The 17,723-nt window shown below is 64.7% G+C and carries 13 protein-coding genes; 6 read left to right on the plus strand and 7 right to left on the minus strand.

Annotated elements, in window-relative coordinates:
* Positions 1–182: 182 nt before the first annotated feature.
* The 3 genes from BJD99_RS13120 to trmB are packed head-to-tail and all read right to left on the minus strand — an operon-like array spanning position 183 to position 4,906.
* On the minus strand, positions 183–3,428 hold the full coding sequence (locus BJD99_RS13120) for an MMPL family transporter (RefSeq protein ID WP_084347292.1): 3,246 nt from the start codon (positions 3,426–3,428) through the stop codon (positions 183–185).
* Positions 3,429–4,133, minus strand: a complete 705-nt coding sequence (locus BJD99_RS13125; protein ID WP_084347293.1) for an NYN domain-containing protein — start codon at positions 4,131–4,133, stop codon at positions 3,429–3,431.
* Positions 4,130–4,906: a tRNA (guanosine(46)-N7)-methyltransferase TrmB gene (gene trmB, locus BJD99_RS13130; protein WP_179142335.1), complete on the minus strand. Its 777-nt coding sequence runs from the start codon at positions 4,904–4,906 to the stop codon at positions 4,130–4,132. The genes BJD99_RS13125 and trmB overlap by 4 nt, the downstream gene beginning before the upstream one ends.
* 168 nt (positions 4,907–5,074) lie before the next feature.
* Between trmB and BJD99_RS13135 the strand changes: the two genes are divergently transcribed.
* From BJD99_RS13135 to BJD99_RS13150, 4 genes are all read left to right on the plus strand, one after another.
* Positions 5,075–6,121: a hypothetical protein gene (locus BJD99_RS13135; RefSeq protein WP_143542152.1), complete on the plus strand. Its 1,047-nt coding sequence runs from the start codon at positions 5,075–5,077 to the stop codon at positions 6,119–6,121.
* Complete coding sequence (locus BJD99_RS13140; RefSeq protein WP_084347296.1) at positions 6,118–7,650, plus strand: hypothetical protein; 1,533 nt, start codon at positions 6,118–6,120, stop codon at positions 7,648–7,650. The genes BJD99_RS13135 and BJD99_RS13140 overlap by 4 nt, the downstream gene beginning before the upstream one ends.
* Positions 7,651–7,693: 43 nt before the next feature.
* On the plus strand, positions 7,694–7,987 hold the full coding sequence (locus BJD99_RS13145) for a DUF6802 family protein (RefSeq protein ID WP_084347297.1): 294 nt from the start codon (positions 7,694–7,696) through the stop codon (positions 7,985–7,987).
* 310 nt (positions 7,988–8,297) lie between these two features.
* On the plus strand, positions 8,298–10,130 hold the full coding sequence (locus BJD99_RS13150; protein WP_084347298.1) for a phosphoenolpyruvate carboxykinase (GTP): 1,833 nt from the start codon (positions 8,298–8,300) through the stop codon (positions 10,128–10,130).
* A gap of 87 nt (positions 10,131–10,217) precedes the next feature.
* Here BJD99_RS13150 and BJD99_RS13155 read toward each other — a convergent pair whose 3' ends face one another.
* The 3 genes from BJD99_RS13155 to BJD99_RS13165 form a co-directional block, all read right to left on the minus strand.
* Positions 10,218–11,675: an aldehyde dehydrogenase gene (locus BJD99_RS13155; RefSeq protein WP_084347299.1), complete on the minus strand. Its 1,458-nt coding sequence runs from the start codon at positions 11,673–11,675 to the stop codon at positions 10,218–10,220.
* Between the two features lie 71 nt (positions 11,676–11,746).
* On the minus strand, positions 11,747–12,634 hold the full coding sequence (locus BJD99_RS13160) for an ROK family protein (RefSeq protein ID WP_084347300.1): 888 nt from the start codon (positions 12,632–12,634) through the stop codon (positions 11,747–11,749).
* 16 nt (positions 12,635–12,650) lie between these two features.
* A complete protein-coding gene (locus BJD99_RS13165; protein ID WP_084347301.1) occupies positions 12,651–13,463 on the minus strand; it encodes a class I SAM-dependent methyltransferase in 813 nt (270 codons plus the stop codon).
* Positions 13,464–13,570: 107 nt separating this feature from the next.
* Here BJD99_RS13165 and BJD99_RS13170 point away from each other — a divergent pair, with 107 nt between their 5' ends.
* The gene (locus tag BJD99_RS13170) at positions 13,571–14,773 is read left to right on the plus strand and encodes a glycosyltransferase family 4 protein (protein WP_084347302.1); all 1,203 of its coding nucleotides are present in this window, start codon (positions 13,571–13,573) and stop codon (positions 14,771–14,773) included.
* Here the strand turns inward: BJD99_RS13170 and BJD99_RS13175 are convergent.
* Positions 14,732–16,468 (minus strand): hypothetical protein, encoded by a 1,737-nt coding sequence (locus BJD99_RS13175; protein WP_373270540.1) that lies wholly within the window; start codon positions 16,466–16,468, stop codon positions 14,732–14,734. The two genes, BJD99_RS13170 and BJD99_RS13175, sit on opposite strands and share 42 nt — an antisense overlap.
* On the opposite strand from BJD99_RS13175, the gene BJD99_RS13180 reads away from it, so the two are divergent.
* Positions 16,467–17,648, plus strand: coding sequence for a lipopolysaccharide biosynthesis protein (locus tag BJD99_RS13180; protein ID WP_179142329.1), 1,182 nt, complete (start codon positions 16,467–16,469; stop codon positions 17,646–17,648). The two genes, BJD99_RS13175 and BJD99_RS13180, sit on opposite strands and share 2 nt — an antisense overlap.
* Positions 17,649–17,723 lie beyond the last annotated feature (75 nt).

Below are 17,723 nucleotides of genomic sequence, written 5' to 3' on the forward strand. Positions count from 1 at the left end.
CTCGACGTAAGACACCACACATCGCCCCAGCGACTCGATCTGTGGTCGTGATCTTGCTTCCCAGGGGACAACGGTCGGAAAGAATGCAGCGTTCCCGAATTTCACACTGTGAGATTCCACAGCGGTGTCTTACCTTCCCGGCACCGAGAGCGATCCAGGATTGTGATTCGACTGCGGTAGGGCTACTTCCGACGCTCTCGTGCGAGGAGTTCGCTGACGCTCAAGGCCTGCTGCCCGCCGCGGTGGCGTCCGCTGTCGATATCGGCTTCCGCGGGATCAGGATTGACGGGATCGTTGATTCGACGTCGACCTTGCGACGGGGTGTCTGCGCCGACGGTCGAGTCCGTGCGCTCGGGGCCGGTAGGCGTCGGCGGATCATCAGGGGTCTCGTTGCGTCGGCCGGGCGCATTTCGAGTCGTGATGTCGTAGCGCGTACGCGGTTCGCTCGGACGGGCACCAGCGCCGCTACCAGCGGAACCGTTGGTGTGGGACCCATTGTCAGCGCCGTTGGTGTGCACGCCGTTGGTCGAGGTGCCGTTGGTGGGGGAGCCGTTGGTGTGAGCGCCGTTGGTGTGAGAGCCGTTGCGAGGAGAGCCGTTGGTCTCGCGACTTTCGCCGGAACCGCCGCCTTGAGTGTAGTCGCGGTTCCCACCGGTTCCGGTGCGCGAGCCGTCGGACTCACGGCCGGTCGAACCATTGCTGTAGGAGCCGTTACGGGCACCGTTGGACACCGACCGCTCGGCAGGCGTCGCTGTGGCCTCCTTCGACGCTTCGGGAGAGTCGGTAGGCGCACGTAGATCCGCCAGCCAGCTCTCGATCGAGCGGGAGTCCGGTGCGGCGGCCCGTACAGGCTCCGGGGTGCGGGGTGGCTGCTGCCTGACCACCGGCTGCTCAGGAACTGCAGGCTGTTCCGGGACCACCGGCTGGTGCCGAACCACCGGCTGCTCGGGAACTACAGGTTGCTGCCGAACTGGTGGCTGCTGCCGAACTACCGGCTTCTGGGGCTCCGGTTGCGCGACGGGGGGAGCGGCCCGAACAATCTCGGCTGCCTGGGTGTCTTCGGATGGTGCCGTGGCAGGCTTGCCCGTCGCCGAACGCCGTTCTGCTTCTTTTGCTGCATAGGTCGATCGAACGGGGCCAGCGCTCGCAGGCGCGATCATCGGGATCGGTTCGGTCAGAGGTTCTGCGGCTCGTGGCGCCGGCCTCATCGGCGGCTTCACTGTGGTGAGCGGGCGTCCGCCGACGAGTGCGAGCTCGGGGACGTCGTCCGGCATCAGCTCGTCCTCGAGGATCGTCTCGCCGAGTCCGAGCCGCTGCTGAATTCGCTTCATCCACTGTGGCGCCCACCAGCAGTCGTCGCCGAGCAGTTTCATGGTGGCAGGGACGAGGAACATGCGGATGAGCGTCGCGTCGATGATGAGTGCGGCGATCATGCCGTAGGCGATGTACTTCATCATCACCAGGTCGGAGAACGCGAATGCGCCTGTCACGACGATGAGGATCAGGGCGGCCGCGGTGATGATTCGGCCGGTGTGCGAGGTTCCGATGCGGATTGCCTCGCTGGTGCTGGCTCCCTTTTCGCGGGCTTCGACCATACGAGAGAGGAGGAAGACTTCATAGTCGGTGGATAGTCCGAAGACGATGGAAATGATCAACACCAACACTGGTGCCATGATCGGCCCTGGCGTGAAGTTCATGAAGCTCGCGCCGTTGCCGTCGATGAAGATCCACGTCAGAATGCCCATCGTCGCGCCCAACCCGAGCGTCGTCATGAGGACAGCCTTGATAGGCAACACCAGCGATCCGAAGGTCAAGAACATCAACAGCGTCACTACGAAGATGACCAGAAGTGCCATCAGCGGCAGGTTGTCGATGAGGGCGGCGATACTGTCCTGCTCGATTGCAGGAGTACCCGTCACCATCACCGTGGCCCCGGCGGGCACGTCGATACTTCGCAGATAGTCGATGGCAGGCTTGGAGTCGTTTCGGTCGACGAGGCCGGCCTTGAAGACGATGACGCCATCTTTGCTCGCGCCGTCGGGAGCGAACTTTTCGATCAGCCCGGGGGCCTCGTTGGCCTGCTTGGTGATCTGTCCGAGGGATGAGCCTTGCGCGTTGGAGATGATCAGCTTGAGCGGTTCGGTACGCAACCCGGGGAACAGTTCGTCGAACTCGCCCTGTGCTTCACGAGTGATGTTGTCGGGCGGCAGGTAGGTCTCGTTGATTCCACCGAACTTGATATTGCCGACGGGGAGCGTCAGCAGTACCAGGCCGAGCACGATGGGGATCGTCACCTTGAGCGGGTTCTGCATGACCCAGCGGGTCAGCTTGCCCCACATGCCGTTCTCGATTTCCTCGGACGACTTGGTCTTGCGCATGAACTTCAAACCCAGCGCGTCGACGCGTGGGCCGAGGATCGCGAGCATTGCAGGCAGAATCGTGATCGCTGTCAGTGCGGCGAGCGCGACGGTGGCGATCGAGCCGTAAGCAACGGATTTGAGGAAGCCCTGCGGAAAGAGCAGTAGGCCGCCCAGGGAGGCGACGATCATCGTCGCCGAGAAGACCACGGTGCGGCCTGCGGTCATGACGGTGCGTCGGACAGCTTGGGTGGTGGAATAGCCGTCGCCGAGCTCTTCTCGGAATCTGGACACGATGAAGAGCCCGTAGTCGATCGCCAAGCCCAACCCGACGAGAGAGACCACCGGTGCGACGAAGCTGTTGACCTCGGTGAAGTTGGTGAAGACCTTGACGATTCCGTTGGCTCCGACGACCGTGAGCCCACCGACGATCAAGGGCAACGCCGCGGCTACGACGCCACCGAAGATGAAGAAGAGTAGGACCGCCACGGCGGGAATGGCGAGCAGTTCCATCCGGTGGATATCGCCGGCCATGGTGGACTGCAAGGCGCCGGCGACTGCCTGCAGACCGGTGACCTGCACGTCGACGCCGTCGACGTAGAAGACGTCCTTGATTTTCTGAAAATTGTTGGTCAGCTCGGTGTCGTTGTCACCGACGATCGCGATACTGGCGATGGCGTGGGTTCTGTCCGGGGTGGCCAGCGCCGGGGCGCTGACGGCGTTGTCGACCTTGAAGTAGGTGCCGTTGATCTTGGAGATCTGGTCGGGATGCTCGCCGACGAGAGAGTTGAGGCTGTCGGTGACCTTCGCGTTGAAGTCCGGGTCATCGATGGTTTTACCTTCGGGCGCGGTGTAGAGAACGATCACGTCGCTGGACTGATCACGCCCGAAGGTCTCGTCGGCGAGGCGAGCGGCCTGGGCCGACTCCGAACCCGGGTCGTCCCAGCCGCTCTGGCTCAGATGGTCGTTGAGATCCAACCCGTACGCTGCGAAGCCCAGAAGCCCGGCCACCATGACTCCGATGACCGTGAACCGCAAGCGGTAGACGAGATCTCCCCATCTGGCGAACACTTAAGAAACTCCTTGACGCCCGACGAGAAGGGCGGACAGTGGTCGGAACGGCTGCAGCCATGCGCCTTCGTCCGGCAGCGAGTCGAGACTCACGCGAGGCAGAGACTCACGGAAGACCCCGGGAATGTCCTCGAGGTCGAGGAACTCCAGAGTCTCCGATGTGACCGCCCAGCTTGCGTGCTCACGGAATCCGAGCACCTGAACGGGCACACCTGTTGCGGCGATGCTCTCCAGTGGCTCACGAAAGGCCTGGCCATCCGCCGAAGCGACCATGACTCCGGCAAGCCCGCCACCGCGATTGCGAAACTCGATGTGGTCGAGCATGTCGTCGTCAACATCACTGTCTTCGTCCACCTTGGGCTTGGCGAACACCGCGAAACCCACGTTACGCAACGCTTCGACCCAGGGTCGAACGACGTCGGCGCTGCCTGGGGCGATATTGGTGAAGACCGTTGCCTCGGCTTCGAGGATCCCCGAACCGTTGGCCGAGAGTTCGGCGGTGCGCTGCAACAGCCATCGGCCCAGCGCATCGAACCGTGGGCGGTACGCCGCAGTCGGCCTGCCGCCGAGAATTGCACCGAGCCCCATGTCGAGGTTGGGGGCATCCCACACCAGAAGCACTCGCTTGTTGTGATGAGAATCACTTGTGTCGAGGGCGGGTATGGGAGCGAAAGCTGTATTCGGTACCTCTTCGCTGACGCTCATGGTGTGATCTTCCCCCATATCAACTCCGTCACCGAGCTACCCACAAGTTGGGCTTTGCCCTCGAACTTGGTGACGGGTCGCTCGTGTGTCATCGGAGACTCCCAATCGAGAACGGTCAGCAACGGTTCTGCGTTCCCGGCCTCGGCGATCCATTCTGCATACTCGGCGTGATCGGTCGCGACATGCAGAACTCCGCCCGGCTTCAACCGGTCGGCGATCATCGCGAAGGTGGGGGCCTGCAGCAGCCGTCGTTTGTGGTGGCGGACCTTGGGCCAGGGATCCGGAAAGAACACCCGGACGCCCGTCAACGATTCAGAGGTCAGCATGTTCTCCAACACGTCCATCGCATCGCCGCGAAGTAGACGAATGTTGTCGATCTCCTCGCGCTCGATCTGCTGCAGCGTCTGAGCGAGACCGGGGCGGTAGACCTCGACCGCCATCAAGTTCACGTGCGGTTCGGCCTGTGCCATCGCGGTCGTGGCGGTACCGGTTCCGGATCCGATCTCGAGGATCGTCGGCCCTTGACGGCCGAACCACCCATCGATGTCGATGAGGTCGTCGGCGACATCGCGACCGATCTTCGGCCATAGCGTGTCCCAGGTGGTCTGCTGCGCGGCGGTCAAAGCGCCGCGCCGGGAGCGAAAGCTCGTCACCCTCGGGTACAGCCTGGACCCTCGATTCTGGCCCTGGTTGTCCCCTGGTTCGAGGTTCGGCGTGGTGCTTTGTGCGTCGTTCACTGGACCATTGTCGCCCATCGGCAGAGTGTGTGGCAGATGGGTCTGGAGTTGAAGTTGAGACTTTCTGTGTAGATGCAGGCCAGCAGGTGTCTGCTGTGGAAAGTTTCTGGCGGGTCTGTGTCAGAATCGGTCGGCACGACGGGTTGGGGCCCTGTCGTGAGCACAAAACCCGGTTACGTGCAGCAATCTCGGTGGGGGGACGTCATGAGCGGAGTGAACCAGGGTCGAATGCGCTCACTTGCGTCGAGTGTGTCCGAGCGCGATCCGGCTTCGGGCCACGAGATCGAGCTCGCTCTCGACCGCTGCTTCGCCCGGATTCGCGTTCAAGTGGGAGGCCGGGTCGGGGTGGGCAAGTCCTCGGTGCGGGCCGTGCTGACGTCGTCGACAGTCCCCGCATTCACTGACGTCGAGATCACCGAGACCGCTGCGATGGACGTGCCGAGCGCACCCGACCCCGATCTCGACGGGGACGTAGTGGTCTATGTGCTTACCAGTGGCGCCCAGAAGGCGGACGTCGACGCTGTGGCATCGGCTTCGCACGTGGTGCCGGTACTGGCAAAGGCAGACACCGTCGACGATCTTGCGGGGGTGCTGGACCGGCTGACGTCCGCGGTCGGCATCGAAGTGCTTCCGTTGATGGGAACGATCGCCCGGACGGTGTCGGAGGGCGAGCCGAAGTCCTTCGACATGCTTCGCCGCGCGGCTCCGCACCTTTCCTCGGACATGATGCTGACACGGGAGAGATTTCTGCGCGCCGATATTTCCCCCGCGTCGGTGTCAGACGAAGTGCCGACTGCGGCCGAGCGTGACGTACTCGTCGAGCACATCGAAATCCTCGGTGTGCGCACCGTCGCAGAGGCCCTGCAGTCCGATCCCACGATGGATGACGTGCGGATTCGGCTCCTGCTGCTCGGCGTCAGTGGCGCGGCGCGGTTCACCGACACAGTCCGGCGGAGTGTCGAGCGGGTGCGCGTCGAAAGGCAGGCCCGCCTACTGCACCGGTTGACCGAACTTGCTGCCGAGCATCCGACGAGCGCCGAGGAACTCGAGACCTTCCTGACCTCCGACGAAGCAGTGCTGGCGATCATGCGGTCGGCGTTGGATGCGCTCGGTGAGACGGTGGAGCCCGGGGACAAGGTCGAAGCGGCCGCACTGTGGCTTGCACGCGCGCAGTCCACCGGAGATCCGAACTACAGCCGGGCAGCACGCGCGATCTCGCGGGGGTATCTACGAATGCGAGTCCACTCGTGATCGACGTACCCGCAGACATGGACAGCGTCGTTCGCCGGTGGTATCCGATAGGGACAGACGACATCGCGAACGCACGGCGCGCAGTTCCCCGTGGCGTCTATCTCTCCGGCGTCGGCGGATCGGGCGTCTCTGCCGTCGAAAGGGAATTGGCCGTCGCAGCCGACGGGGTACTCGAGTGGGCTCATGACGTCACCACGGCAGCGTTGGTGGTCTACGTACTCGACGCGTCCGCACCGCTCGGCCGCGACGCCCTGGCCGAGCTGGCGCCCGCGTTGGAATCGACGACCGTCGCTGTGGTGATCAACAAGATCGATGCCCACCGAGATTGGCGTGAGGTTCGGCGATCGGTGTCGGCAGTGATCAGCGAGCGCGTTCCTCGTGCCGTCGACGTGTCACTGTGGCCCACTTCCGCCAAGCTCGCCGAGTGCAGTCGCACGTCGGCAGATCGCGACGCGCGGGCCTCGCTCGCGGACGAGTCGGGAATCGATGCGCTCGGGGCCTTCGTCTGCTCAGCGATGGTGCAGTCGGACCGCGCGGTGCGCGAGCGGAAGTACAACGCAGCCGTACGTGCTGCCGCCGCGGGAGCGCGTCGCGAGATCGTGAACAAGGCGCGGGCGGTGACGAGCGCGTCGACGACAGCCGGACTGCGCGCAGAGCGGGCTCGGCTCGCCGACTCACGTGATCGCGGCCGGACCGACCGCGCCGCGACGTTGCGTAGCAGGCTTCAGTTGACCCGCGCGGAAACGATGCACGAGATCAACGAGGCGATACGTCAATTCACCTCTGATGCAAGAGAATCCGTCGATACGGCGAGCAGAGCGGAACTTTCGCAACTACCCGCGCATCTGACTCGGCTGCTCGAACGTGCCAGAGACGGGGTGGAATCCTCGTTGGTGGCAAGGCTGCGCTCGATCGATGCCGATCTCGGTTTGGGCGCGGAAGTGCCCGGTGAGGTCCAGGCTCGGACCGAGATCGAGGAACCGACCCAGCGTCGCCGAAGTATGGAAGACCGCATCATGATTTTCGTCGGCGCATCCGCCGGTGTCGGGTTGGGTCGCATTGCGGTGTCGCCGTTGTCGATGGTGCCCGCGCTGGCGATTGCCGTCATTCCCGTCTCGCTGATACTCGGCGCCCTCGCTGCGTGGTGGTTGGTGCGCGCCCGCTCGCTGGTTGCCGATCGGGTACATGTGCGTACGTGGGCGTACGAGAGGGCAGGATCGGCCAAGTCATTGTGGGAGCAGAGTACGCTCGCCCGAATCCTCGCTGCCGAGACCGCGTTCGCGCAGGCGGAGGGTGAGACCTCGCGTGCGATGGCGATCTCGGCCGAGACCGAACTCGGACGAGTCGAGGCCGCACTGAGAGGTGCCGCGCAACATCGGGCGGCGGTTCTCGCAGCGTGCGACAGGGACCTTGCATCGCTGGATCGTGGAATCGAGAAGTTCGACGTGTCCGACCCGGCGAATACTCACCGGAGATCTATCGAGCCGAGGGTGGAACCGACGCGTTCCGCGGCGCGTCTGAACAGGTAGGGGTGCGACAGTACTGTCCGTACGAGACATCGAGGTGGGGACCATGGACTTTACCGATGCGTTCTTCGTAGACGCGAGTACCGCGGCCGACCCCGACGAACCGTCGGAGGCGCCCTCGACACAGATGTTCGACGTCGACGGCGATGGGTTCGAGGAAACTCGGGTGACTCACACCGATGCCGGCGTGACCATTGCACGTGACGCCGACGCCGATGGCGTGATCGAAACCTTCACAAGTTTCGGGCGTGACGGCGGTTACCAATCCTGGGAGATTTTTCGTACCGCCGACGGATCCTCGCGGTGGGAGCGCACCGATTCGGGCGAGATATTCGATTAGTTGTAGTTGATCGTTCTTCCATGTCAGTACCGATAACGTCGTCGGCGCGAATCGACTTTCCATCAGCTGAATCGTTCTTGTGACCAATCGGACAACACCCCGGTTCCGGAACGGCGTCACTCGGCGTTAACCTGAGACCAGGACACCCGGCGCCCGTGTTCTCGATTGACGTGACCGGTAGGATGCGGTATACGCAATTCGGCAATCGGGCAGCGCCCCACAGAAAGGGATGATCAGGTTTGCTTTGTACCGCTGCTCAGCCCGGCAGCGACGAAGTGTATCTGGTTCCGGCTCACCCCAGGAGAGTTAGATGACCTCAGCGACCATTCCCGGTTTGAACGGCACTGATGCCGCACTTCCCACTCAACACAAGGAACTTCTTGCGTGGGTGCGGGAAGTAGCAGAACTCACCGAGCCGGAGCGGGTGGTCTTTGCTGACGGATCCGACGAAGAGTGGGAGCGGCTCACCACACACTTGGTGGACGCAGGCACCTTCACGCGGCTCAACGACGAAAAGAAGCCGAACTCGTTCCTCGGCAATTCCGATCCGTCCGACGTTGCACGCGTCGAGTCGCGGACCTACATCTGTTCCAAGGAAGAGATCGACGCAGGCCCCACCAATAATTGGATGGACCCGTCGGAGATGCGTGAGCTGATGACCGGGCTCTACCGCGGCTGCATGCGCGGACGCACCATGTACGTCGTCCCGTTCTGCATGGGCCCGCTCGCCGCCGAGGACCCCAAGTTGGGTGTGGAGATCACCGACTCGGAGTACGTCGTCGTCTCGATGCGCGTCATGACTCGTATGGGCTCGGTAGTACTGGACAAGCTCGGCAACGACGGCTTCTTCGTCAAGGCGCTGCATTCGCTCGGCTCTCCGCTCGCCGACGGCCAGGACGACGTCCCGTGGCCGTGCAACAGCACCAAATACATCACCCACTTCCCCGAGGACCGCGAGATCTGGAGCTTCGGTTCCGGTTACGGCGGCAACGCTCTGCTGGGCAAGAAGTGCTACTCGCTGCGCATTGCGTCGGCAATGGCTCACGACGAGGGCTGGCTCGCCGAGCACATGCTGATCCTCAAGCTGATTTCCCCGGAGGACAAGGCCTACTACATCGCCGCGGCATTCCCGTCCGCATGTGGCAAGACCAACCTCGCAATGATTCAGCCGACCATTCCGGGCTGGCGCGCCGAGACCATCGGTGACGACATCGCGTGGATGCGCTTCGGCAAGGACGGCCGTCTCTACGCCGTCAACCCCGAATTCGGTTTCTTCGGTGTCGCACCGGGAACCAACTGGGATTCCAACCCCAACGCGATGAAGACCATCGATCAGGGCAACTCGTTGTTCACCAACGTCGCACTGACCGACGACGGCGACGTGTGGTGGGAGGGCCTCGAAGGAGACCCGCAGCATCTGATCGACTGGAAGGGCAACGACTGGACGCCCGAGTCCGATCAGAACGCCGCACACCCCAACTCGCGCTACTGCGTGCCCATGGCTCAGTGCCCGTCGATGGCGGCCGAGTGGGACGACCCGGAGGGTGTGCCGATCTCGGCGATCCTGTTCGGTGGACGCCGCAAGACGACGATTCCGCTGGTCACCGAGGCACGAGACTGGCAGCACGGCGTGTTCATGGGCGCCACCGTCGGATCCGAGCAGACAGCAGCAGCCGAGGGCACGGTCGGAACCATCCGCCGCGACCCGATGGCCATGCTGCCGTTCCTCGGCTACAACGTCGGTGACTACTTCCAGCACTGGATCGACCTCGGCAAGAACGCCGACGAGTCGAAGCTCCCGAAGGTGTTCTACGTCAACTGGTTCCGCCGCGGCGACGACAAGCGCTTCCTCTGGCCAGGATTCGGCGAGAACTCCCGCGTCCTGAAGTGGATCGTGGAGCGCATCGAGCACAAGGCCGAAGGCGTCGAGACGCCCATCGGTGTCGTCCCGACGGCAGCTGCACTCGACATCACGGGACTCGACACCACCGTCGAAGACGTCGCCGAGGCTCTCGCGGTGAACCTCGACGAGTGGAAGGCCGAGATCCCACTGATCGAAGAGTGGTTCGAGTTCGTCGGTGAGAAACTTCCCACCGGAATCAAGGACGAGTTCGAAGCACTGAAGCAGCGTCTGGGCGCATAGTCCGACACAACGAAGCGGGGCTCACCCTTTTGGGTGGGCCCCGCTTCGTTGTGTATGTGGGTATCGCCGAACCCCCGCCGGCGGAAATCAAGCAGTTGGCGCTACGTACCCCGGCGGCATGAGGACCGACTTGAGTTCGCAGTACGCCTCGAGGCCTTCGGGGCCGCTTTCGCGTCCGATGCCGGAGTTCTTGTAGCCACCGAACGGGGCGCTCGGATCGAAGGCGTACCAGTTGATCGCCGATGTGCCCGTGCGGATCTGCGCGGAGACCTCGACGCCGTGTTCGATGTCGGTGGTCCAGACCGATCCGGCGAGGCCGTAGGTGGAGTCGTTGGCGATCTTGATGGCTTCGTCTTCGGAGTCGTATGGAATGACCGCGAGGACCGGGCCGAAGATTTCTTCCTGGGCGATCGTCATCGAGTTGTCGACATCGGCGAAGATGGTCGGTTCGACGTACCAGCCTTTGTCCAACCCCTCCGGACGTCCGCCGCCGAGGACGAGACGTGCACCTTCTTCTTTGCCCTTCGCGATGTATGCCTCGACGCGGTCGCGTTGCTTCTCCGAGATGAGGGGGCCGAGCTGTGTTGCGGGGTCCGTCGGATCGCCCATCTTCATCCAGCCGGCTCCCGCGACCATGGCGTCGACGATCTCGTCGTAGCGCGAGCGCGGGGCGAGGATGCGAGTCTGTGCGACGCAGGCCTGCCCGCTGTTCATGAGTCCGGAGAGCAGCAGCATCGGGATCGCCGACGCGATGTCCACGTCTTCGAGCAGGATTGCTGCGGACTTGCCGCCGAGTTCGAGTGAGCATCGTTTGAGTTGTTGCGCGGCTGTTGCGCCGATGCTGCGGCCGACGTCGGTGCTGCCGGTGAAGGTGACCTTGTCGACGAGTGGGTGCGCGGTGAGGTATTTACCTGTCTCGGCTCCACCGGGAAGGACCGAGAGCACGCCTTCCGGTAGTCCGGCCTCGGTCAGGAGGTCGGCGAGCAGGTTGGCGGACAACGGTGTTTCCGGGGCGGGTTTGAGCAGTACCGAGCAGCCTGCGAGCAATGCGGGCGCCAACTTGTTGATCGCGAGGAACAGTGGGACGTTCCATGCAATGACGGCGGCGACGACGCCGACGGGTTCGCGGGTGATGTTGGACTGGCCGAATGCGCCGTGCCGGGTTTCCTTCCAGGGGAAGGTCTCGGCGAGCGAGACGTAGTAGTTGAGCGCCGCCAATGCAGGTGTCTGTTGGATCATCCCGACCATGGTGTGTGGGGCGCCCATTTCGCCCGAGATCACCTCGGTGAGCTCGGCGCTCTTTTCCTCGATCAACTTGGCGAAGTTGGCGAGCACCTGCGCTCGTTCGGCGGGGGAGGATCGGGCCCACGGGCCGGAGTCGAAGGCGGTGCGCGCGGCCTGTGCCGCCGCGTCGATGTCGGCGGGCGCGGCTACGGGAGTCCTCCCGACGCGCTCCTCGGTAGCGGGTGAGAAGACGTCGAGCGTCTCCTCGGTTGACGGTGCGGTCCAATGCCCGCCGATGAACAGCTTGGCGAAGTCGGTCATGGAACGAGACTAGAACACGTTGCAGTAATTCGGAAGGATTCGACCGATGCGTATGTGCGAGCGCAGCTCGATCAGGTGGCCGAGGCCGCCAGTACCGCAGCCCCGGTCAACGTCCCAACCGCACCCAGTTTCGCCGGCACGATGGTGAGCCCGTCGAGGAACCTCAGCCGCGCATGCAGCGCGGCGGACTCTTGAATCGGATCCCACAGCGGTGGTCCTGCCTGTGCGAACCCTCCGCCGATGACCACGAGCTCTACATCGACCAGAGCAGCGGCCGACGCGATTGCCTGACCCAGCGCTACGCCCGCGCGCTGCAATGTCGTCACCGCTACGACGTTTCCGTTCGCGGCATCCTCGGCCAACTCGGCGCCGGTGGTGCCGGTCCAGCCTTGTTCTTGCGCCCATCCGACCGCGGATGGCCCGCTCGCGACGGTCTCCACGCATCCGAGGCCGCCGCACGAGCAGGAGGCCGTCGAGCCGGGGACGACGATGTGGCCGATGTGGCCGGCATTTCCGCTGCGGCCGTGCACTATCTCGCCGCCGAGCACCAGACCGCCGCCGACGCCGGTGGAGACGACGACGCTGATGAGGTTGTCCACGCCCTGCGCGGCGCCGAACCGATGTTCGCCGAGTGCCGCGCACCCACCGTCGCCGGCCAGACGCGTCGTGGCGTCGGGAAACTTCTCGGCGATTTCCCCGGTGAGGTCGAAACCGCCCTTCCATTCGCCGATGTTGATCGGTGCGACAGTCCCGGCGACCAGGTCGACCGGGCCTGCGCACGCAATACCGATGGCGGCGATGTCCGCTCCCGCTACGACCGCGTCGAGCAATTCGGAACATGCTTGCCACACATCGACTTTCGGGGTGGAAACGACGAGAGCCTCGCCGGGTCTACCGTCGGCGTCGACGATCGCCGCAGTGATCTTGGTGCCCCCGATGTCCAATGCCAACGCTGTCATATGTCCCAAACTACTGTCAGCGTGCGTCGGCGCGCAGGACCACGACGAGGTTGCTGGCAAGAAATTCGCGAAGTACCGGAACGCGGATCATCCACCACGCCCATTTCGGGTGGTAGCGCGGAAATGCGGCCAGCACAGTGCCCCGCGTAGTCTCGCGGGCCCACCGCAGTCCCTCCGATGCTCCGACGTCGAACAGGGATTCACCGAAGCGATTCTTGGGTTCACGGCCATGCTTGCGGAGGTATCTGCGGGCTGCGAACTCGCCGCCGAAGTAGTGCCAGGGACCGGTTTCGTGACCGCCGAACGGTCCCCGCCACAGCGTGTACGACAGGACCATCAGCCCTCCGGGTTTGGTGACACGTAACATTTCCTCGGCCATGACCCACGGTTGACGCACGTGTTCGGCGACGTTCGAGGAAAAGCACACGTCCACGCTGTCATCGCGAAACGGCAACGCCATTCCCGATCCGCGGACGCTGCCGTGCGCGTTCAGACCGGCGGCGTGCATCTCCGTCGCATCCGGTTCGACCGGGATGTACCGGGCTCCGCTGGCGCGGAAGACGTCCGCGAAATAACCGGGCCCGCCGCCGACGTCCATGACCACGCGATCTTCGAGACTGTCACCGGTCAGGCCCTGGTACAGATCACCGATGAGTTCGACGGAATCGCGGGCCAGGGCGCTGTAGAAGATGTCGGGAGCGCTCTGCTCGTGTCCGAAATCCCGAAGCAGGCTCACCGACCGGCGAAGGGTCGCGCGCTGGGCGAAGAAGCGGGTTACGGGTCGCTCGACACGGCGCGAGCTCGCGAATCGACCCTGTGGACGTGGCACGTTGCAAAAGAGTAGGGGAATGCACCCTGTCGCGACGCCGCGGGGCGGGTGAACCGTTAAGGTGTCGGGAGTTCATATTCGATTACGCCGTGATGGGGGAGCCAGCTGTGCGCGAGGTGCTCTTGCTCTGTTGGCGCGATACGGGCCATCCCCAGGGCGGCGGCAGCGAACGCTACCTCGAACAGGTCGGTGCCGGCCTGGCGCGACGCGGAGTGCGGGTGACGCTGCGGACGGCGTCGTATCCGGGTGCTCCAGCGCAGGAGATCGTCGACGGTATCCAGATCAGCCGCGGTGGTGGCCGATTGAGCGTGTATCCGAGGGCTCTTGCTGCGATCGCTGCCGGCCGGCTCGGGTTCGGGCCGTTGCGCGGGATCAACCCGGATGCTGTCCTCGATACGCAGAACGGCATTCCTTTCTTCTCGCGTCTCGTCGCGGGCGCGCCGGTGACGTTGCTGGTTCACCATTGTCATCGGGAGCAGTGGCCGGTGGCGGGCCCGTTGATGGCGAAGATCGGTTGGTGGCTCGAGAGCACGGTCTCACCGCGCGTTCATCGGCGTAATCAGTATTTGACGGTGTCGTTGCCGTCAGCGGATGAGCTCGTTGGGCTCGGAGTCGACCGCGATCGGGTCGCCGTGGTTCGAAACGGCGCGTCCCCGGCGGCGTCGGTCGGTGGGGCGCATACCAGAACCTCGCATCCATCGCTGTCGGTGTTGTCGAGGCTGGTGCCGCACAAGCAGATCGAGGATGCGCTCGCTGCCGTGGCCACCCTGCGACGGCAGCTCCCGGACCTGCATCTCGACGTCGTCGGTGGCGGCTGGTGGGAAGAGAACCTGCGTGAGCGTGTGCGTGAGCTCGGCATCGAAGGCGCTGTCACGTTCCACGGACACGTCGACGAAGAACGTAAACACGAACTGCTCGGCCGCTCCTGGGTTCATGTGATGCCCTCGCGTAAGGAGGGATGGGGCCTTGCCGTCGTCGAAGCAGCTCAGCATGGCGTCCCGACCGTCGGCTACCGCAGTTCGAAGGGCCTGACCGATTCGATCATCGACGGCGTGACCGGGGTGCTGGTCGGTTCCGAAGGGCATGACCGTGACGTGCCCGCACTCACCGAAGCCATCGGGGAACTGCTGCTCGACGCCGATGTCCGCGCCGACCTGGGCGAGAAGGCCCGGGTCCGCGCGCTCGAGTTCTCGTGGGAGCAATGCGCGCAGGGTGTGGAGAGTGTGCTGGCAGCGTCGGTACTGGGCGCCCATGTCTCCGGGCTCGTGTCATCTTCGCAGCAGGCCCCAGCAGAGTCCGCCCACCAGTAACAGGGCCCACACCAGGTGCGCGGCCACGACGATCCAGTACGACACAGGACCGACGTCGGTGGTTCCGATTGCCCCCGGCACTTGGTACAACGCCAGTTCGTCGTCGGCGTATACGCGTTCGAGTTGGTCCAGCGTGTCCGCCGACTCGCCGAGCAGTCCGGGCGTCGTGCGCTCGATGAGGACCCAGCCGACGCCCAATTGTGCCAGTTCGGCTGCGGATCCGCCGTCGAGCAACGTCTTTTCGACGGCGGAAGCGCGGCTGCCCTCGCCGCGTACCGACCCGCCGGCGACGATGAGTTCACCGGTCTGTAGGACGTCGAGCGGGAGCATTCGTGGTGCGGGATCGAGCACGGGCGCATCGCCGCTGTAAGGGAAGATGCGGAAGATTCCTGCAGGCAGCACCGCCACGTCCCCGTCGCGGCCCTGGAGTTCTTCGGCGACAGCGTTCCACGACGGCGGATAGTCGACGGGGGTGAGCTTGCCAGAGACTCCCCACACCAGGTCCGGTAGTGCCAGGAGCAGCGCTGCGATGGCCGCGACGGCAGGGACCCACGGCATTCGAATTCTTGCGCCGAGCCACATGACTCCGGCGGCGGCGGCGAGCACGTAGAACGGCATCGCCAGTGCGAGAAATTTCTGGCTGTCTCGCAGCAGGCCCGCACCTGGGATGTCCTGCGCCGCCCACTCGCCGACGCGTAGGCCGATTCCGGTAGCGCCGAGCGCGGGCATGACGACGGCGAGGACGGCCACGACGGCGAGGGCGGTGATGATCGGGTTTCTGCGTCGACGCCACAGTGGTCGCAACCCGACTGCGACGACGGCAAGCAGCAGAAGTGTGCCGAGGACGGCGAAGTGTGTCGTGCGGGTGGCGGGGACGGCGTCGGCGTTCCAGATGCCTCCCAGGCCCGCCAGGCTCGCAAGTGTGCCGAGGCCGGGTTCGGCCCGGGCAGCGAAGGCGCCGACGCCTGCAGGGTCGGTGCCGAGGGTTCCGCCGCCGGATACGGCGGTGGCCAGCAGCCAGGGCGAGGAAGCGGCCAGCGCAAGCAGTCCCGTCAGTAATACCCGCCGGGGGCGCCGCAGTCCGGAGGGCAGCGCAACGACGACGAGGGCGGTGACGGCCGCGAGGATCGCTCCCGTGGGCGTGAGCCCTGCAGCGGCGAGGCAGACTGCCAGCCCCGGCCCTGCCCGTCCTTGCCACCGTCCCGTCTCGCGCAGCGTCATCGCTGCGGTCACTGTCCACGGAAGCGCGGCGTAGCCGACGAGCAGACTCCAGTGCCCCTGCAGCAATCGCTCGCCCACGTAGGGATTCCAGATGGCCAGGGTCGCGGCGGTGAGCAACGCAGGCGTCGTCGCGGTCGGCAGTAACCGGCGAACCATCACCGCGGCACCCCAACCGGCGAACCACAGCGCCAGCGTAAGAATCGTCTTGACCACGAGTCCGCCGTCGAACACGATGGACAACGCGGCGATGGCGCCGTCTTGCGGGACTGCACGGGCGGCAGCGTCGGTGGTGCCGAGCGCGGAATCGGTGAAGTAGGACCGAGGGGTGCTGACCGCGTCGCGAAGGAGCAGATAGCCGTTCCCCCAGAGCGGGCCCAGGACGATCATCGCCAGAACGAAGCTCCACACGGCCGGTGCCGCGGTTCGACTGCGCTGCGTCCACGACACTCTCGGCACCCTATACCGTGTTCCCATGCCGAACCGCACTGCAAGTACGTCGGCGCTCGCCGGGATGACGCTGGTGACGGTTGGTTCGATGACCGCCAATGCTGCCTCGTACCTTCTGCATCTGCCGGCCAGCCGATTTCTCGGCGTCGAGGGGTACGGCGAGTTCGCGAGTCTGCTTGCCGCTCAACTCGTTCTCGCTGTCCCGGCGCTGGCATTGCAGTCCGTCGTCGCTCGCGAAGTAGCGCGCGGACGTGGTAGTGCCGAACTCAGAAAGCTCGGCTATCGGTGTGCCGGGGTGGTCGCGATCCTCGCGTTGGCGTTGGCCCCGGTGGTGGCCGTCGTCCTCGGTACCGGAGTGCTGGCAACAGTGTCGGCGCTCGTCGTGGCGCCGGTGCTCGTGCTGCTCGCGACGGAACAGGGTCTGCTTCAAGGGTCCGGTCAGTTCGGACGGCTCGGTGCTGTGCTTGCTGCTGCAGGGTTCGGCAAGGTGATCCCCGCCGTCGTTGTGCTCACAGCGGGCGGTGGGCCCGGAATCGTGTTGGCCGCCAGCGCCGTCGGGACGGCAGTGGTCGCTGTTGGGGCGAGGATCGCGAGTGCGACACGAGAGGGCGATGCGGTACGTCTCCCGCTGACCGTCGGCACGGTGCTGCGAGCGTCGCAGGTGCAGTTGGCGCTCATCGGCCTCTCTGCGCTCGATCTGGTGATTGCGGCCGCGCTCTTGAGTGCGGAGCAAGCTGGTTTGTATGCGCTCGGCGCAGTAGCTACCAAAGCTGCGTTCTGGCTGCCGCAGGCCGTGGGAGTGGTTCTCTATCCGCGGATGGCGAATCCAGCGGAATCTGCGAAGGCCGTTCGCTCGGCATTGGCCGTCGTGGCTGCGATAGGGGCCGTGTTGGTTCTCGGCTCTGCGCTGGCGGCACCGCTGCTGCCGTCGATCGTCGGTGAAGGTTATGCGCCTGTGCAGGGGTACCTTTGGATCTTTGCGCTGCAGGGTGCATGCCTGGCGCTGTTGCAGAGCGGACTGTTGTGGGCGATCGCCGGTGAGCGGACACAGCTCGCCGTCGTTGCGTGGATCGGCTTGGCCGTCGAAGTTCTGCTGCTGTTCTTCGTAGCCGCGACGCCGCTGCAGTTCGTCATCGTCGCGGCGTCGGTTGCTGCTGTCTGTGCCGCAGTTGTCAGCGGCTTCGCCCTGGGCACTTCACGTAATTAGCCGCTTCACGCAGCTGAGCTCTTGAAACAAAAGAGCGGAAGCGCAGCCGGGGAGGCCGTGCTTCCGCTCATCTGC

It is taken from the genome of Rhodococcus sp. 1163 (assembly GCF_002091985.1).
In the GTDB taxonomy this organism is placed as follows: Bacteria; Actinomycetota; Actinomycetes; order Mycobacteriales; family Mycobacteriaceae; genus Rhodococcoides.

Coding starts and splice junctions, on each gene's coding strand:
- BJD99_RS13155 (WP_084347299.1), bottom strand. CDS start 11,675: ATGACCGACTTCGCCAAGCTGTTCATCGGCGGGCATTGGACCGCACCG.
- BJD99_RS13135 (WP_143542152.1), top strand. CDS start 5,075: ATGAGCGGAGTGAACCAGGGTCGAATGCGCTCACTTGCGTCGAGTGTG.
- BJD99_RS13160 (WP_084347300.1), bottom strand. CDS start 12,634: ATGACAGCGTTGGCATTGGACATCGGGGGCACCAAGATCACTGCGGCG.
- BJD99_RS13175 (WP_373270540.1), bottom strand. CDS start 16,468: ATGGGAACACGGTATAGGGTGCCGAGAGTGTCGTGGACGCAGCGCAGT.
- BJD99_RS13150 (WP_084347298.1), top strand. CDS start 8,298: ATGACCTCAGCGACCATTCCCGGTTTGAACGGCACTGATGCCGCACTT.
- BJD99_RS13125 (WP_084347293.1), bottom strand. CDS start 4,133: ATGAGCGTCAGCGAAGAGGTACCGAATACAGCTTTCGCTCCCATACCC.
- BJD99_RS13145 (WP_084347297.1), top strand. CDS start 7,694: ATGGACTTTACCGATGCGTTCTTCGTAGACGCGAGTACCGCGGCCGAC.
- BJD99_RS13180 (WP_179142329.1), top strand. CDS start 16,467: ATGCCGAACCGCACTGCAAGTACGTCGGCGCTCGCCGGGATGACGCTG.